Origin of the sequence: Pseudomonas sp. NFPP02, from assembly GCF_900119355.1 — a bacterium.
Classification (GTDB): Bacteria; Pseudomonadota; Gammaproteobacteria; order Pseudomonadales; family Pseudomonadaceae; genus Aquipseudomonas; species Aquipseudomonas paracarnis.
The window spans coordinates 66,190-83,087 of record NZ_FPJI01000007.1 but is presented as its reverse complement, the minus strand read 5'-3'; the positions used below and the strand labels follow the sequence as shown (position 1 = coordinate 83,087).

Annotated in this window: 15 protein-coding genes; 7 read left to right on the top strand and 8 right to left on the bottom strand. The window is 61.2% G+C overall.

What is annotated here, in order from left to right; translation table 11 throughout:
• Positions 1 to 55 precede the first annotated feature (55 nt).
• From BT204_RS13910 to gap, 3 genes are all read right to left on the bottom strand, one after another.
• Positions 56 to 1,024 (bottom strand): FecR family protein, encoded by a 969-nt coding sequence (locus BT204_RS13910; RefSeq protein ID WP_072447170.1) that lies wholly within the window; start codon positions 1,022 to 1,024, stop codon positions 56 to 58.
• Between the two features lie 74 nt (positions 1,025 to 1,098).
• Positions 1,099 to 1,617: an RNA polymerase sigma factor gene (locus tag BT204_RS13905; RefSeq protein WP_072447169.1), complete on the bottom strand. Its 519-nt coding sequence runs from the start codon at positions 1,615 to 1,617 to the stop codon at positions 1,099 to 1,101.
• Between the two features lie 221 nt (positions 1,618 to 1,838).
• Positions 1,839 to 2,840, bottom strand: a complete 1,002-nt coding sequence (gene gap / locus BT204_RS13900) for a type I glyceraldehyde-3-phosphate dehydrogenase (protein WP_003193921.1) — start codon at positions 2,838 to 2,840, stop codon at positions 1,839 to 1,841.
• Positions 2,841 to 3,061: 221 nt separating this feature from the next.
• Between gap and edd the strand changes: the two genes are divergently transcribed.
• The 4 genes from edd (at position 3,062) to BT204_RS13880 (ending at position 8,173) form a co-directional block, all read left to right on the top strand.
• The gene (gene edd, locus BT204_RS13895; protein ID WP_014719752.1) at positions 3,062 to 4,888 is read left to right on the top strand and encodes a phosphogluconate dehydratase; all 1,827 of its coding nucleotides are present in this window, start codon (positions 3,062 to 3,064) and stop codon (positions 4,886 to 4,888) included.
• Complete coding sequence (locus BT204_RS13890; protein WP_072447167.1) at positions 4,885 to 5,841, top strand: glucokinase; 957 nt, start codon at positions 4,885 to 4,887, stop codon at positions 5,839 to 5,841. Before edd ends, BT204_RS13890 begins: the two co-directional genes overlap by 4 nt.
• Before the next feature lie 138 nt (positions 5,842 to 5,979).
• On the top strand, positions 5,980 to 6,714 hold the full coding sequence (locus BT204_RS13885) for a response regulator (RefSeq protein WP_003193918.1): 735 nt from the start codon (positions 5,980 to 5,982) through the stop codon (positions 6,712 to 6,714).
• Positions 6,704 to 8,173, top strand: coding sequence for an ATP-binding protein (locus BT204_RS13880; protein WP_072447166.1), 1,470 nt, complete (start codon positions 6,704 to 6,706; stop codon positions 8,171 to 8,173). The genes BT204_RS13885 and BT204_RS13880 overlap by 11 nt, the downstream gene beginning before the upstream one ends.
• 123 nt (positions 8,174 to 8,296) lie before the next feature.
• Here the strand turns inward: BT204_RS13880 and BT204_RS13875 are convergent, their stop codons facing one another.
• Positions 8,297 to 9,226, bottom strand: coding sequence for an AraC family transcriptional regulator (locus tag BT204_RS13875; RefSeq protein WP_057975091.1), 930 nt, complete (start codon positions 9,224 to 9,226; stop codon positions 8,297 to 8,299).
• Between the two features lie 327 nt (positions 9,227 to 9,553).
• Between BT204_RS13875 and BT204_RS13870 the strand changes: the two genes are divergently transcribed.
• The gene (locus BT204_RS13870; RefSeq protein ID WP_003193915.1) at positions 9,554 to 9,895 is read left to right on the top strand and encodes an antibiotic biosynthesis monooxygenase family protein; all 342 of its coding nucleotides are present in this window, start codon (positions 9,554 to 9,556) and stop codon (positions 9,893 to 9,895) included.
• A gap of 41 nt (positions 9,896 to 9,936) precedes the next feature.
• Positions 9,937 to 10,182, top strand: a complete 246-nt coding sequence (locus tag BT204_RS13865) for a hypothetical protein (protein ID WP_019817340.1) — start codon at positions 9,937 to 9,939, stop codon at positions 10,180 to 10,182.
• Positions 10,183 to 10,307: 125 nt separating this feature from the next.
• Here the strand turns inward: BT204_RS13865 and BT204_RS13860 are convergent, their stop codons facing one another.
• Positions 10,308 to 10,940: a flavin reductase family protein gene (locus BT204_RS13860; RefSeq protein ID WP_054897657.1), complete on the bottom strand. Its 633-nt coding sequence runs from the start codon at positions 10,938 to 10,940 to the stop codon at positions 10,308 to 10,310.
• A gap of 177 nt (positions 10,941 to 11,117) precedes the next feature.
• Here BT204_RS13860 and BT204_RS13855 point away from each other — a divergent pair, with 177 nt between their 5' ends.
• Positions 11,118 to 11,873, top strand: a complete 756-nt coding sequence (locus BT204_RS13855; RefSeq protein WP_019817341.1) for a COG4705 family protein — start codon at positions 11,118 to 11,120, stop codon at positions 11,871 to 11,873.
• 140 nt (positions 11,874 to 12,013) lie between these two features.
• Here the strand turns inward: BT204_RS13855 and BT204_RS13850 are convergent, their stop codons facing one another.
• The 3 genes from BT204_RS13850 to BT204_RS13840 all read right to left on the bottom strand — a co-directional run bounded on the left by BT204_RS13850 (position 12,014) and on the right by BT204_RS13840 (position 16,752).
• Positions 12,014 to 13,333, bottom strand: a complete 1,320-nt coding sequence (locus BT204_RS13850; protein WP_034128609.1) for an MFS transporter — start codon at positions 13,331 to 13,333, stop codon at positions 12,014 to 12,016.
• A 333-nt stretch (positions 13,334 to 13,666) separates the two neighbouring features.
• Positions 13,667 to 14,992 carry a sigma-54-dependent transcriptional regulator gene (locus BT204_RS13845; protein ID WP_057975092.1) on the bottom strand — a complete coding sequence of 442 codons (1,326 nt, stop codon included), beginning with the start codon at positions 14,990 to 14,992 and terminating at the stop codon, positions 13,667 to 13,669.
• A complete protein-coding gene (locus BT204_RS13840; RefSeq protein WP_072447164.1) occupies positions 14,986 to 16,752 on the bottom strand; it encodes an ATP-binding protein in 1,767 nt (588 codons plus the stop codon). The genes BT204_RS13845 and BT204_RS13840 overlap by 7 nt, the downstream gene beginning before the upstream one ends.
• Positions 16,753 to 16,898: the final 146 nt, after the last annotated feature.

Genomic DNA, 16,898 nt, shown 5'->3' with positions numbered 1-16,898 from the left:
CATTGGCTATAACGAGACGTATCGCCGGTTAACATCGAGTAAAAATAATTCTCATTTAGTTCAGGATCACCAGCGCCGGGTACTCCGACAGCTTGGCCGAGGTGATGTGGGCCAGGGAGCGCACCACGTCCAGGGGCTGGTCGAGGCGGTAGTTGCCGGTGACGGCGACGCTGGCCAACTGCTCGTTGTTGTTGACGATCCAGCCGGGGTAATAGCGGCGCAGCTCAGCCAGCACTTCGCTCAGCGGGCAGTTTTCGAATACCAGCCGGCCCTGCACCCAGGCCAGGTCCTTGCTGGGATCGAGCTTGGCCGGTTGGCCGAAACCCTTGGGGCCGATGCGGATGCTTTCACCGGCGCTCAGGCGCACACGGGCATCGTCGAACGTGTTGCTCAGGTCGACATCGCCGCGCTGCACCTGGACCTGGGCTTCGCCATTGAGGTAGCGCACGGCAAAGGCGGTGTCACGCACGCTGGCGCGCACCGGGCCGGCGTCTATTTCCAGGGGCAGGCCACGGGTGGGCGCTATTTCAAAGAACGCTTCGCCCTGGTACAGGCGGGCAATGCGCTGGTGGTGGTTGATGGTGCTGGAAAATGCCGAGTTGGTGTTCAACAGTACCTTGGAGCCATCGTCCAGTTGCAGGCGCTGGCGCTCGCCGACCACCGTCAGATGGTCGGCCTGCAAACGCACCGGCAGGTTGCTGAAACTGAACAGGCCGAGCAGTAACACGGCGGCGGTGGCCAGGGGTTTCCAGTGCGGTCTGATCCGGCGCCAGCCGCTGGGCTTGCGCGGTGCGGCGAGGGCCACGGCGGCGCTGTGTACCGGCGCGTCACCCCAGGCGGCCTGGGCCTTGCTGAAGGCGTGGACATGCGCCGGGTCCTGGGCCAGCCAGGCGTCGAACGCGGCCTGCTGCCCAGGTTGCGGGCACTGCAAGGCGATCAGCCAATCGAGGGCTTGGTCCATGGCCGCGTCTTGCAACACCTCATGAGCCAACGCATGGGGGCGCAGTTTATTCGGGTCCGTCACGGTGTTCCTCGGGTCTTCGCCACGTTCTATTCATTTTTCCTACAGCTTGGATCGACACCTCTGTCGGGTGAAGCTTAAGGCTGATCCAGCCGTTCGGCCACACCCACACAGATAGCCATGATCAATTTGAGTTCCTTTTGCACCGTGCTCAAGGACACACCCAACTGATCGGCAATTTCCTGATAGCTGCAACCGTGCAGACGGCTGAGGATGAAAATCCGCTGCTGGCGGGCGCTCAACTGGCCGAGGCTGACACTCAGCTGCTCCAGTAGCTGCTCGGCCTGGGTAGCTTCCTCCGGCGTGCTGGCCGGCGCGGCGACGCTTTGTAGGACATCCAGCGGGACATCCTCCTGCAGGGTACGCGCCTGAATCCTGCGCGAACGCAAGTGATCCAGCGCCAGGTTGCGCGCCGTCTGGTAGACAAAGGGTTCAAGGTGGTCGATTGGCCGCTCGCTGAGGGCCCGAGTCACGCGCAGGTAGGTTTCCTGCAACAGGTCCTCGGCAGTGCTGTGGTTATGCACCATGCGTTGCAGAGTTCGTAGCAGGATCACCCGTTGGGTGAGGAAGACGTGGTTGAAGCGAGATTGGCTCACAGTGATACCAGACCGATTTGCAGTGAATGATAATGCTTATCATCAACTGAAATGGCAAGTGGCACTTTGAGATGCCTTGGAGATTGTGCCGCTCGTTCCCATGCTCTGCGTGGGAACACATCCTGTGACGCTCCGCGTCACAACTTTAAGAGCAGGACGCGGAGCGTCCAGGGTGGCATTCCCACGCAGAGCGTGGGAACGATCTGGTCGATCTTGTGGAGTTACTCGGCGTTACACAACGCCAGGCAGTTATCCAGCATACGGTTGGAGAAGCCCCACTCGTTGTCATACCACGCGAGCACTTTGAGCAATTTGCCACTGACCTTGGTGTGATTGGCATCGAAGATCGACGACAGCGGGTTATGGTTGAAGTCGCTGGAAACCAGCGGCAGGGTGTTGTAGCCGAGGATCTTCGAATGCTGGCTGGCGTGTTTGAGCAGGGCGTTGACTTCATCGGCCGTCGCTTCTTTCTTCAACTGCACGGTGAGGTCTACCAGCGACACGTTGATCACCGGCACACGCACCGCCATGCCGGTCAGCTTGCCTGCCAGTTCCGGCAGCACCAGGCCCACCGCTTCAGCGGCGCCGGTCTTGCTCGGGATCATGTTCTGGGTGGCCGAGCGCGCGCGGTACGGGTCGGTGTGGTACACGTCGGTAAGGTTCTGGTCGTTGGTGTAGGCGTGAATGGTGGTCATCAGGCCGCTTTCGATACCCAGCTCGCGGTGCAGCACCTGGGCCACCGGCGCCAGGCAGTTGGTGGTGCACGATGCGTTGGAAATGATCTGGTGGGATTGACGCAAGATGTCATGGTTTACGCCATAAACCACAGTGGCATCCGCGCCTTTGGCCGGGGCCGAAATGATCACCTTGCGCGCGCCAGCGCTAATATGCGCGGCAGCCTTGTCACGGTCGGTGAACAGGCCGGTGCATTCGAACACCACGTCAATCTTGTGCGCAGCCCACGGCAGGTCGGCGGGGTTGCGAATGGCACTCACGGCAATCCGGTCACCATTGACGGTCAGGCTTTCCTGATCGTGGGCAACCTCTGCGTCGAAAGTGCCGTGTACGGTGTCGTACTTGAGCAGGTGGGCATTGATCGAACTGTCGCCCAAATCGTTGATGGCGACGATCTGCAGATCCTGGCGATAGCCTTGGGTATACAGTGCGCGCAGGACATTACGGCCGATACGGCCAAAACCATTGATTGCGATTCGAAGAGTCATCGGAAAGTGCCTGTCGTCGATTTGTTGTAAGAATTACAAGATTATTCGCATAAAAATAGAAAACAAGCCTTTTTAGTGGCAATATTTTGTTCAATCTACAACGAGTGACCTGAATCAACTGGTCCGATGATCCAAACGACCCCCTGCCATCCCATGAGCCGTGGGCGTTTGATCAGCATAGACACTCAGGTCGCCACATCCGTTAGCCTGGAGTTCTATACATGCATCCCCGCGTTCTTGAGGTCACCGAACGGCTTATCGCCCGCAGCCGCGCCACCCGCGAGGCTTACCTTGCGCTCATTCGCGGCGCAGCCAGCGACGGTCCGATGCGCGGCAAGCTGCAATGCGCCAACTTCGCCCACGGCGTGGCCGGTTGCGGCACCGAAGACAAAAACAGCCTGCGCATGATGAATGCCGCCAACGTGGCAATTGTTTCTTCTTATAACGACATGCTCTCGGCGCATCAGCCCTACGAGCATTTCCCCGAACAAATCAAAAAGGCGCTGCGCGAAGTTGGCTCGGTCGGCCAGTTCGCTGGCGGCACCCCCGCCATGTGCGACGGCGTGACCCAGGGCGAGCCGGGCATGGAGCTGAGCCTGCTCAGCCGCGAAGTCATTGCCATGTCCACGGCGGTAGCGCTGTCCCACAACATGTTCGACGCCGCGCTGATGCTGGGCATCTGCGACAAGATTGTTCCTGGCCTGATGATGGGCGCGCTGCGCTACGGCCACCTGCCGATGATTTTCGTGCCAGGCGGGCCGATGCCCTCGGGTATCTCCAACAAGCAGAAGGCCGATGTGCGCCAGCGCTATGCCGAAGGCAAGGCCAGCCGCGAAGAACTGCTGGAATCGGAGATGAAGTCCTACCACAGCCCCGGCACCTGCACTTTCTACGGCACCGCCAACACCAACCAGTTGCTGATGGAAGTCATGGGCCTGCACTTGCCCGGCGCTTCGTTCGTCAACCCGTACACGCCCCTGCGGGATGCGTTGACCCGTGAAGCTGCGCATCAGGTCACGCGTTTGACCAAGGCCAATGGCAATTTCACGCCGATTGGCGAGATTGTCGACGAGAAGTCCATCGTCAACTCCATCGTTGCGCTCAACGCCACTGGCGGCTCCACCAACCACACCCTGCACATGCCGGCCATTGCCATGTCGGCAGGCATCATCCTGACCTGGCAGGACATGGCCGACCTCTCCGAGGTGGTGCCGACCCTGTCCCACGTGTATCCAAATGGCAAGGCTGACATCAACCACTTCCAGGCGGCGGGCGGTATGTCGTTCCTGATCCGCGAACTGCTGGAAGCCGGCCTGCTTCACGAAGACGTCAACACCGTGGCCGGCAAGGGCCTGAGCCGCTATATCCAGGAACCTTTCCTGGTGGATGGCGAACTGGTCTGGCGCGACGGCCCGATCGAAAGCCTCGACGAAACCATCCTGCGCCCGGTGGCCCGTGCGTTCTCGCCGGAAGGCGGCTTGCGCGTGATGGAAGGCAACCTAGGCCGTGGCGTGATGAAGGTTTCGGCGGTAGCGCCGGAGCATCAGGTTGTCGAAGCGCCCGCGGTGGTGTTCCAGGACCAGCAGGACTTGGCCGATGCCTTCAAGGCTGGCCTGTTGGAAAAAGACTTTGTCGCGGTGATGCGCTTCCAGGGGCCGCGCTCCAACGGCATGCCGGAACTGCACAAGATGACCCCGTTCCTGGGCGTGTTGCAGGACCGTGGTTTCAAAGTGGCGTTGGTAACAGACGGGCGCATGTCCGGCGCGTCGGGTAAGATCCCTGCCGCGATCCACGTCAACCCCGAAGCCCAGAGCGGCGGGCCGCTGGCGCGGGTCCAGGATGGCGATATCATCCGCGTCGATGGCGTTACCGGCACCCTGGAGCTTAAGGTGGACGCCGAAGTATTTGCAGCGCGCACGCCTGCCACGGGCCTGTTGGGCAATAACGTGGGGGCCGGCCGCGAGCTGTTTGCATTCATGCGCTTGGCCGCAAGCTCCGCAGAGCAGGGCGCCAGCGCCTTTACCTCTGCCTTGGAGACGCTTAAGTGAAGCTTGCGCTGGTCGGTGACATCGGGGGGACTAACGCCCGTTTTGCGTTATGGCGGGATCAGGAACTGCATTCGATCCGCGTGCATGCCACGGCGGATCACGGCAGCCCTGAAGAGGCGATCAAGGTCTATCTCAAAGAGGAAGGCCTGGAAATCGGGGACATCGGTGCGGTGTGCCTGTCGGTGGCCGGGCCGGTGAGCGGCGATGAATTCAAGTTCACCAACAACCACTGGCGCCTGAGCAAAACCGCGTTTTGCCAGGCCCTGCAGGTGGATGAACTGTTGCTGGTCAACGACTTCTCGGCCATGGCCCTGGGCATGACCCGGCTCAAGCCCGACGAATTCCGCGTGGTCTGCGAAGGCACGCCGGAGCCCTTGCGCCCGGCCGTGGTGATCGGCCCGGGTACGGGTCTTGGTGTCGGCACCTTGCTGGACCTCGGCGCAGGCCGTTGGGCAGCATTGCCGGGGGAGGGTGGGCATGTCGACCTGCCCCTGAGCAGCCCACGGGAAACCCAGCTGTGGCAACACATCTACAGCGAGATCGGGCATGTCAGCGCCGAAACCGCGTTGAGCGGTGGCGGCCTGCCACGGCTGTACCGGGCGATTTGTGCGGTGGATGGGCACGAGCCGGTGCTCGACACCCCCGAAGCCATCACGGCGGCGGGCCTGGCCGGCGATCCGGTGGCCATGGAAGTATTGGACCAGTTCAGCATCTGGCTGGGCCGAGTGGCGGGCAATAACGTCTTGACCACCGGTGGGCGCGGTGGCGTGTACATCGTGGGTGGGGTGATACCGAGGTTTGCCGACTTCTTTATCAACAGTGGCTTTGCCCAGAGTTTTCGCGACAAAGGCTGCATGAGCGACTACTTCAAAGGTATTCCGGTGTGGCTGGTGACAGCGCCGTATTCCGGGTTGACTGGGGCTGGTGTGGCGCTTGAGCAAGCTTTTGCATAGGTCATAATGGCGCCATCGCAGGCAAGCCAGCTCCCACAGTCTGGAATGCATTCCAAGTGTGGGAGCTGGCTTGCCTGCGATGACGGCCTAAAGCGCACCCGATGATTTAAGCCAGGCCATAACAACAAGGAGGCCCCCGTGAGCGTAATCAGTAAATCCATTCTCCTCGTCGACGACGACCAGGAAATCCGCGAATTGCTGCAAACCTACCTCAGTCGCGCCGGCTTCCAGGTCCGTGGCGTGTCCGACGGTGCGGGGTTCCGCCAGGCAATGAACGAGGCGCCGTGCGACCTGGTTATCCTCGATGTCATGTTGCCAGACGAAGACGGCTTCAGCCTGTGCCGCTGGATTCGCCAGCACCCGCGCCAGGCGCAGGTGCCGATCATCATGCTCACCGCCAGTTCCGACGAAGCCGACCGCGTGATCGGCCTGGAGCTGGGTGCCGATGACTATATCGGCAAGCCGTTCAGCCCCCGCGAGTTGCAGGCGCGTATCAAGGCACTGCTGCGCCGCTGCCAATTCGGCCAGGAGCGCAGCAGCGGCGGTGATGTGTGGGTGTTCGATGAATGGCGCCTGGATATGATCAGCCACCGCTTGTTTCATGTGGATGGTGAAGAGGTGATCCTCTCCGGTGCCGACTTCGCCTTGCTCAAGTTGTTTCTCGACCACCCGCAACAGATCCTCGACCGCGACACCATCGGCAACGCCACCCGTGGCCGCGACCTCATGCCCTTGGACCGTATCGTCGACATGGCCGTCAGCCGCTTGCGCCAGCGCCTGCGCGACACCGAGAAACCTCCGCGGCTGATCCGCACCGTGCGCGGCAGCGGCTATCAACTGGCAGCCAGCGTGGTTGCCGGCAATGCCCACTGAAGCGCTGAACGAACGCCGTCACCGCTTCCCGGTACCCCGCTCGCTGCTGGGGCGCATGTTACTGCTGACCTTACTGGCGGTGCTGTTCGCCCAGGCGCTGTCCAGCGTGATCTGGGTGTCGCAATTGCGCGCCACCCAGCTGGAGGGCCTGGTCACCAGCGCCCGCAGCTTGGCGCATTCAATGACCGCCAGCGTGAGTTACTTCCGGTCGCTGCCGGTGGCCTATCGCCCGTTGGTGTTGGACCAATTGCGCAGCATGGGCGGCACGCGTTTTGTGGTGACCCTCAACGATCGCCCGCTAGACATGCAGATACTGCCTGAAACCCCGCGCAAGCAGGCGGTGCTGGTGGCAGTGGATGAAGTGCTGCGCCAGACCCTGGGTGCCGACGTGCATATCTCGGTGGAGTTCGTCAGCGCCGAAGACCTGCGCATCTTCAATGCCGGCCTGAAGCTCGACGAACTGCCACGCTCCTGGGCCCATTACGCGTTGACCCTGGAGCCGGTGAACCCGCCGGTGCTGGTCACCCAGATCCAACTGGCACCCGGTGAATGGCTGTACATCGCCTCGCTATTGCCCGAGCCCTACACCAGCCTGGAAGAGCAAGGCCTGCCGTCCCAGCAGGTGTGGTTCATCGTGCTCACCAGCGGTTTTCTGCTGCTGTTCATCGGCCTGCTGGTGCACTGGCAAAGCCGACCGCTCAAGCGCCTGGCGCGAGCGGCGCGGGACATGTCCCTGGGCGCCGATGTGGAGCCGGTGGCTGAAGGCGGCGGCAGTGAAGTGGTGGAAGTGGGCCGTGCATTCAATGCCATGCGTGAACGCATCAGCCGTTACCTGACCGAGCGCAGCCAGTTGTTCAGCGCGATTTCCCATGACCTGCGCACGCCCATCACCCGCCTGCGCCTGCGTGTGGAATTGCTGGAAGACGAGAACCTGCAAAACAAATTCGGCCGTGACCTGGATGAGCTGGAATTGCTGGTCAAGGGCGCGCTGCAATGCGTGAAAGACACCGACATCCACGAAAACATCCAGCCGGTGGATCTCAACCACGTCCTCGAATGCCTGGTGGAGCCGTACCTGGCACCCCATGGCAATGGCCGAGTGACCCTTGATGGCGCGGCCCTGTCAGCCTACCCAGGCAAGCCGCTGGCGCTGAAGCGCTGCATCGGCAACCTGATCGACAACGCGCTCAAGTACGGTCAGAACGCGCATTTGCATATCGAGGACGATGGCGTGCAGTTCATCCTGCATGTGGATGACGAGGGCCCCGGTGTGCCGCAGCAGCGACTGGAGCAGGTGTTTGAGCCGCACTTCCGCCTGGCCGGCCAGCAGCAGGGTTACGGATTGGGGTTGGGGATTGCGCGCAATATTGCCCACAGCCATGGGGGCGAAGTGAGTTTGCAGAACCTGCGTGAAGGCGGCCTGCGCGTTACCCTGCAACTACCAAGAACCTTGGACTAACAAACACCTGAGATCAAATGTGGGAGCTGGCTTGCCTGCGATAGCGGTGGTTCAGTTGACTCATTAGTGACTGACACACCGCCATCGCAGGCAAGCCAGCTCCCACATGTTGCTCTGCGTACATCAGATGCTTTGGCGCAACCGGGCCAGGTCGCGCAGCGGCGGCGCACCAAACAACCGGCTGTACTCCCGGCTGAACTGGGACGGGCTTTCATACCCCACCCGATAGCCCGCCGCCGAGGCCTCCAGCCCTTCGGCAATCATCAGCCGCCGGGCTTCCTGCAAGCGCAGTTGCTTCTGGTATTGTAGCGGGCTCATGGCCGTGATCGCTTTGAAGCGATGGTGCAGGGTCGAGACGCTCAGGTTCACTTCTTTGGCCAGGTCGTCAATACGCAGCGGCTGTTCGTAGTTACCGTTCAACCAGGTGATCGCCTGGCTCACCCGATGGCTCTGGCTGTTAGCCACAGCGATTTCATACAGGCGATAACCCTGCGGGCCACGCAGCAAGCGGTAGAGAATTTCACGGTTGATCAAGGGCGCGAGCATCGCGATGTCTTTAGGGGTGTCCAGCAAGCGGGTCAGGCGCAGCACCGCGTCGAGCAGTGCGTGATCGATGCGGTCGACGTACATGCCTCGCGAGGTCGGGCGCGAGGGCACGCCCATCGGCCCGGCCTCTGCGATCAGCGCTGTGAGCTGCGCCGGGTCGATATTGATACGCACCGAGAGGTTCGGGTCCTCGGCGGTGGCGTCGATAATGCGGCCGGCTACCGGCATCGCCACCGAGAACACCAAGTAGTTGAGCGGGTCGTAGGCAAAGATCTCGTCGGCCAGGCGCACTTCCTTACTGCCACTGGCGAGGATGCACAGCGCGGGTTCCACCAGCACCGGCATGAAATCCCGCGGCGCGTTGTGGCGGTTCAGGTACAGCGAGGTGATCGCCGTGCCGTAGGAGCCGTCCTCCCAGGTATGGCGGTGCACGATACTGGCCAGCTCGGCGCGTTGTTTCTCCATCTCGGCATCGAGGGGAATGAACTTGGATTCGGGCGACGGCATGGGGCGTCCTCTACACGCTGCTTTGATGGGCTCAGCTTAGCGGCGGCTTTTCAAAAAGTGTTACGTCGATTCTGCAGCATCCTTGCCTGATCCTGCGAGATAGCGTGGATCAGGCAAGTGCGCAGCCTGTCATCACCCTGAAACATGAGGCCTGGGCCTGGAATAAATCCTGGGGCAGAACGTCCTCCCTACGCTTCTCGCAGGATTGTGCAATAAGCCTGCAGGAATTGACTAACCGTGCCCACCCCCGCGCCGTTATCTTTGATCCTGTGGCAACACGCCCTCATTGTGCTTGCCGAGCATCACTTCTCAACGGGAGAGTCGAACATGTCCACCCCCATTCCCGCGAGCCATATGGCCTTTATCCGCGCCCGTAGCGGGTGCAGCACCGAACTCGGTGCACGCTTGAGCAGTTTGATCGAACCAGGTCGCCAGGCCCAGGGTTGCCTGCAATTCTCGTTGCAGCACTCCCAGGTCGATCCCGATGTCTGGCTGGTGTCCGGGTTCTGGAGCAGCGAGCAGGCCATGAGCGCCTACTTCAACTCTCCGGCCCTGATGATCTTCACCGAGCTTCTGAACGACATGGTCGTGCGCAGCATGGACTTCCAGACCTTCACCGACGCATCGGCGGCACAGGCCTACGGCGAGTACCTGCAACTGGCCGGTTAACGGTTAGAATGGCCGACTTTCCATTGGCCAGGACCTGCAACATGGCACGTAAACAATTTGCCCACCACGAAGCCGTTTCCGCCGTAGTACCGGGCGAAGGTGGCTACAGCGCCGCCGTCGCCGTCAAGGCACTGGATGGCATGGGCGCACCCAGGTTTCACAAGATCCTTGATGGGCAGACGTTCAAGACTGCGTCCGATGCCGATGATGCGGCGACGTTGCAACTCGAGCATCTGGTCGATGTGGATGCAGAAGGCCAACTGACCTGGGCGACTGCTGAACGCTGAGGCAGCACACCTAACCAATGTGGGAGCTGGCTTGCCTGCGATAGCGGTGTATCAGTCACTCTTGGGTTAACTGACCCACCGCTATCGCAGGCAAGCCAGCTCCCACAGTTTTGATTGCATTTCAGTCAGGGTTTGGTGGCGCCTGGTCTGTGCATTTTGAACAGGGCCTCAGGCCCCAGCTGGAAATAATCCGCCGGGCCACCCCCGCGCAAAATCGGCTCGGCGGCAGCAGTGTCGTAGATCCCATCCTTGAGCAACCATTTGGCGATGTGCACCGCAACCACCTCGCCCAGCACCAGCCAGCTTGGGACCAACTGTTGGTCGGCACGTTGCAGTTGGATGATCTGCGTCACCTTGCACTCGAACGACACCGGGCTCTCGCCCACCCGTGGTACGCCAACGATTTTCGAAGCCACCGGCGTCAGCCCGGAGAGTTCGAATTCATTCACCTCGGGCGATACGGCCGCGCAGCTTTGGTTCATCTGCTCGGCCAGCGGGCGGGTGGCCAGGTTCCAGACGAATTCTCCAGTCTGTTCGATATTGTTCAGGCTGTCTTTACGCCCGACACTGGAAAACCCAATGATCGGTGGAATGTAGTTGAACGCATTGAAGAAGCTGTAGGGCGCCAGGTTCAGGCGGCCTTCGCGATCGTGCGAGGAGATCCAGCCAATCGGGCGTGGGCCGACGATCGCATTGAACGGGTCATGGGGCAGGCCGTGGCCGTTGGCGGGTTCGTAATAGTGGATGTCGTCAGGCATGGCCGGGGTTCCTGCTACGCGGTTTGGGAGGCGGTCATAGTGCAATTCATGGCGGTGAATTTCCATCGTGCCCATGGATTTTTCATACATCTGCCACCTATTTTTCACAGTTTCCCCTTCAGTCTGCGCCCAAGGTCAATACCCCCTATAAGACTGAGCCTTGGAGCTATCCACTGCATGAACAAACTTCCTCAGATCACCCTGGCGTTCTGGGTCATGAAAATCTGCGCAACTACCTTGGGCGAAACTGCCGGGGACTTGCTGTCGATGACCTTGAATGTTGGCTACGCCATCAGCTCCATGATCCTCATCAGCGTGTTCCTGGTGACCCTGGTGACGCAACTCTGGTCGAAAACCTACAACCCGGTGCTGTACTGGATCGTGATTTTGTCTACCAGCACGGCGGGTACCACAATGTCCGACTTCATGGACCGCACGCTGGGGCTGGGCTACGCCACCGGGTCGATGATCCTGATCGTGATCCTGATGATCATCTTTGCATTGTGGCACCTCAGTGGTGACTCGCTGAACGTGAACAAGGTGCAGACCTTCCGAGGGGAGCTGTTTTACTGGATGGCGATCCTGTTCTCCAACACCTTGGGCACCGCATTGGGCGATTTCCTCGCGGACGATTCGGGGCTGGGCTTCGCCGGTGGCGCATTGTTGATCGGCTCAACCATCGCCGCGGTGGTGGTACTCAAGTACTTCACCCGCATCTCGTCGGTACTGTTGTTCTGGGTGGCGTTTGTACTGACACGGCCGTTTGGCGCGACCTTGGGAGATTTCCTGACCAAACCCCATGAAAAAGGCGGCTTGGATTTCGGCACCATCGGTTCATCCGCGGTATTGGCTGCGGTGCTGGTGGTGATGATTGCTGGCGCGTCGTATGCGCAGCGGCGCTATGGGCGCAATGAGGCCGCAGAGTTGTCCTAAGGCTAAATGAGGGAGCGGGCTTGCTGTGGCGAGGGAGCTTGCTCCCGTTCGACAGCGTAGCTGGAGCCAGCTTTTTGGGGGCGCTTCGCACCCCAGCGCAAGCAAGCTCGCTCGCCACAGCAAGCCCGCTCCCACATTTTTTAGTCGGTGGTGATGCGTGAGTGTTTACGCGTGTCTTTCATGGTCACGTACACCATCAACGACACGGCGATACACGCGGTCACGTACCAGTAGTAGCCAGTTTCCATACCGATGCTCTTGAACCACAGCGCGATGTATTCAGCGGTACCGCCGAAGATCGACACGGTCAGGGCATACGGCAGGCCCACGCCCAGTGCGCGGATTTCGGTCGGGAACAGCTCGGCCTTCACCACGGCGTTGATAGAGGTGTAGCCGCTGACGATGATCAGCGCCGCCATGATCAGGAAGAACGCGCCCCACCAGCTCTGGATGGTGTGCAGGGTAGTAAGGATCGGCACGGTGAACAGGGTGCCAAGCACGCCGAAGGCGATCAGGATCGGGCGGCGGCCGATTTTATCCGACAACCCGCCGATGATCGGTTGCAGGCACATGAACAGGAACAGCGTCGCCGCCGAGATGGTGGTGGAGTCGGAGATGCTCATGCCGACCGTGTTCACCAGGTATTTCTGCATGTAGGTGGTGTAGGTGTAGAACGCCAGGGTGCCGCCCATGGTCAGGCCGACCACGGTCATCAGCTCCTTGGGATGGCGCATCAAGGTGCGCATTGCGCTTTCCTTGGCTTTTTCTTTCTTGGTGAACGACTCGGTTTCTTCCATGCCGCGACGCAGGTACAGCGCGACCACTGCGCACAGGGCGCCGATGGCGAACGGGATACGCCAGCCCCAGGCATACAACTGCTCGGTGGTGAGCACCTGTTGCAGCACAATCAGCACCGCCAGCGCGATGAGCTGGCCGGAGATCAGGGTCACGTATTGGAAGCTGGAGTAGAAACCGCGGCGTTCCTTGGTGGCCATCTCACTCAGGTAAGTGGCAGAGGTACCGTATTCGCCGCCGACCGACAGGCCCTGCAGCAGGCGGGCAAACACCAGCAGGATCGGCGCACCGATACCAATGATTTCATAGCCGGGGCTCAGGGCAATCAGCAGCGAGCCGAAGCACATCAGGTACACCGAGGCCATCAAGGCTTTTTTACGCCCCACTTTGTCGGCGTACAGGCCCATCAGCCAGCCACCGATCGGGCGCATCAGGAAGCCTACGGCGAAGATCGCGGCGGTGTTGAGCAGTTGGGCAGTGGTGTCGCCTTTGGGGAAGAAGGCTTTGGCGAAGTACAGCGAGAAGGCGGCGTAGACGTACCAGTCGTACCATTCGACCATGTTGCCGACCGATCCGCTGAAGATCGACTTGATGCGGCTGGAGGTGGTGCGCTCCTGCGCTTTGACGGCCGTCGATCCCAGAGGCACGGTGTTGGAGTTATCCATTGAAGGATCCTTCATCTAGTTGTTTTTATGGAGCGGCGCGTGCGCAGCCTGTTGGGGCTATAGCAGGAGCTGTGCCAGGTAGAGGAAGGCCCGGAATAGAAGGGTTGCGGGATTTTATTGAGCGGAAATTCGCTGATGGTTTTGGGGTGGTGAGCGGAAATCCGCTTATGGCTGCAGTAGTCGTTCCCGCGCTCTGCGTGGAAACGCCTGTTGTGACGCTCCGCGTCGCGCCTTTAAAAAGCGACGCAGAGCGGCCTAGGCTGCGTTCCCACTCGGAGCGTGGGAACGATCAGTGTGGGAGCGGGCTTGCCCGCGATGGCGATCCATAGGTCGCTACACAAACATTTCCCTTACCAACCTATGCCGCTGCATCTTCTCATTGAAGGTGCGACGCGGCAGTTGCAACTCGGCCAGCACCGCCTTGATATCGCCCTTGTGACGCGTCAACGCGGCCTTCAGGCAGTGTGCCTCGAACGCCTCCTGCTGCGCCGCCAACGACTGCCCGGCTTCGATCCCTTGCGGTTCCGGCTCGTCCAGCCCCAACACCTGGCGCTCGGCGACGTTGGCCAGTTCGCGCACATTGCCCGGCCAGTCATGGCTGAGCAGGCGCCCCAACTGTGGGCCACTCAAAGGCTCGACCTGGCGGCCCAGACGCTCGGCGGCGCTTTGCGCAAAATGCTCGTACAACAGCGGAATATCTTCGCGACGTTCACGCAATGGCGCCAGGCGCAGTTGCGCGACGTTGAGCCGATAGGCCAGGTCTTCGCGAAAGCGCCCGGCACGGGCTTCTTCCAGCAGGTCGGGCTTGGTGGCAGCGATGATGCGCAGGTCCACTTGGATACTCTGGTTGGAGCCCAGCCGCTCCAGCTTCTGCTCTTGCAATACGCGCAGCAATTTCACTTGCTGGGCCAGGGGCATGCTTTCGATTTCATCCAGGAACAAGGTGCCGCCGTGGGCATATTCCAGTTTGCCGATGCGTTTGCCGTGGGCGCCGGTGAAGGCGCCGCTTTCATGTCCGAACAGTTCGGCTTCGAACAACTGCTCGGGGATTGCCGCGCAATTGAGGGCCACAAACGGCTTCTTGGCGCGTGGGCCGAAGTCGTGCAGGCAGCGGGCAACCAACTCCTTGCCGCTGCCGGTCTCACCGCGAATCAGCACATTGACCGGCAAACTCGCCAGGTCCAGCACTTGGCGGCGCAAGCTTTGAAGGCCCTTGGACACACCCAGCAGGCTGGACTCCAACTGCGCGCGATGATCGGCCTGTTGATGCAGGCGGCGGTTTTCCAGGATCAGGCCACGCTTGTCCAACGCCCGGCGCAGGCTGTTGAGCAAGGCGTCGGGGCTGAAGGGTTTTTCCAGGAAGTCGTAGGCGCCGTCGCGCATGGCTTCGACGGCCATTGGCACGTCGCCATGGCCGGTGAGCAAAATCACCGGCAAATCGGCATCGCGGCGCTGCACCTCGGCCAACAGTTCAAGGCCGCTGAGCCCCGGCATGCGCACGTCGCTCAGAATCACCCCGGCAAAGTCCTTGGGCAGTTGCGCCAGGCACTCTTCGGCGCGGCTGAACAACTGCACGTCAAACCCCGACAGGCTCAGCCATTGCTCGACGGCCGTGCGAATACTGGCTTCGTCATCGACCACAATCACCGCGTTCAACATAGGTCCGGCGTCTCCAGGGCGATAGGCAGGGTCAAGGTGAAAGTCGCGCCATCGCCACGGTTAGCGGCACCCAGGCGTCCGCCCAGTTCATGCACGATAGCGTAGGACACCGCGAGTCCCAAACCGAGCCCGTCGCCCACTGGTTTGGTGGTGAAAAACGGGTCGAACACGCTGCTCAAATGTTCTTCGGCAATCCCGCCGCCGCTGTCGCAGACGCTCAACTGCCACAGCTGCTGATCGGCGTGCAGGCGGATTTCCAGGCGCTTGCGCGGTTTGTCGGCCATGGCGTCGAGGGCGTTGCGCAACAGGTTGATCAGCACCTGTTCCAGGCGGATCGCGTCGCCACGTACCCAGGCCGGGCGGGTGAGGTCCAGCACCACACCGATGGCTTCGTCACGCAGGCGCGCGTCCAGCAGGTGCAAGGATTGGTCGACCACCGTTGCCAGGTCCAGCTTTTCGCGCAGGCCGCTGGGGCTCTTGCGCGCGAACGTCTTGAGGTGGCCGGTGAGCGCCGCCATGCGCGTGAGCATGTCATCCAATGGCGTGAGAGCCCTGTAGGCATCGTCCACGCGACCATGGTCGAGTAACAGCCGCAGCGTCGCCAGTTGCATGCGCTGGGCGGTCAGCGGCTGGTTGATTTCATGGGCGAGGGCGGCCGACATCTGTCCCAATGCCGCCAGCTTGGCCGACTGCACCAGGCCATCCTGGGCGGTGCGCAGCGCCTGGGTGCGTTCTTCGACCAATTGCTCCAGTTCTTCACGGCTGCGCTGGCGCAAGCGGGCCAGGCGCCAGCGCTGGCTGAGGAACAGCCCCAGGAACACCAATGCCAGCCACGAACCCGCAGCGGCAAGGCCCGCGTTACGTTGGTCTTCAAAGGCAAACTGGGGTTTGCGCAACAGGTGCAGGGTCCAGCCTTCGCGCTTGAGCGGCAGCGACTCCCAGATGTAATTGGCGTTGCCGTCGGGGCCGTTGACGCGGATCAAGTGGCTGTTTTCGTCAAAGCGTTGCAGGGGCTGGGTGTCCAGCGGCTGCAGTTGCTTCTTGTCGTATTGGCGGGTGGTTTTGAGTTCAGCCAGATCATTTTCGGACAACGGCCGCAGGTTGCGATAACGCCAGCCCGGCTGGTTGGCGATAAACACGATGCCCCGCGCATCGCTGACCAACAGCAGGTCATTGCCCTGGGCCCATTCGCGCTCCAGTTCCGGAAACTCCAGCTTGACCACCATGGCACCGAGGAACTGCTCGTGCTCATCCACGACCGCGCTGGAAAGAAAGTAGCCCGGAATACCCGTGGTCACGCCCACTGCATAAAAGCGTCCGGTGCCCTGGCTCAAGGTCTGGCTGAAATACGGCCTGAACGCGTAGTTGTGGCCGACATAACTGCTGGGCAGGTTCCAGTTGCTGGCGGCCACGGCCAGGCCGGTGCGGTCCATCAGTTCCAGAGTCGAAGACTGCGCAGCGCCGTTGATGCGCTCCAGCTTGCGGTTGAGCCGGTCTTGCGTGGCGGCGTCCAGCGGGCCCTTCAAGGCGCTGATCATCTCCGAATCCAGCGCCAGTACGGCGGGCAGGGCACGGTAGCGTTCGATCAGGGTGTGCAGCGAGTTGGCATACAGCGCGAGCTGCTGATTGGCACGGGCGGCGTCGTCCACCAGGGCCTGGCGTTCGGCATGGCGCGTGGCCAAGGCGGCAGCCAGCACCGCACCGGCGATGATCAACAGAGAATAGAAGGTCAGGCGCAGGGGGCGAGGGATCACGATCATACGATGATGAACAGGCACGGTAAGGGGCGAGCACCATAGCATGGGCAGCTCATATCTTGTGACCAAGGAGCTTGTGTGGGAGCTAGCCCCCTTGCTCCCGGCAGAAAAAAAGGCGACTGGGCCATGGGGCCGCAGTCGCCTTTATT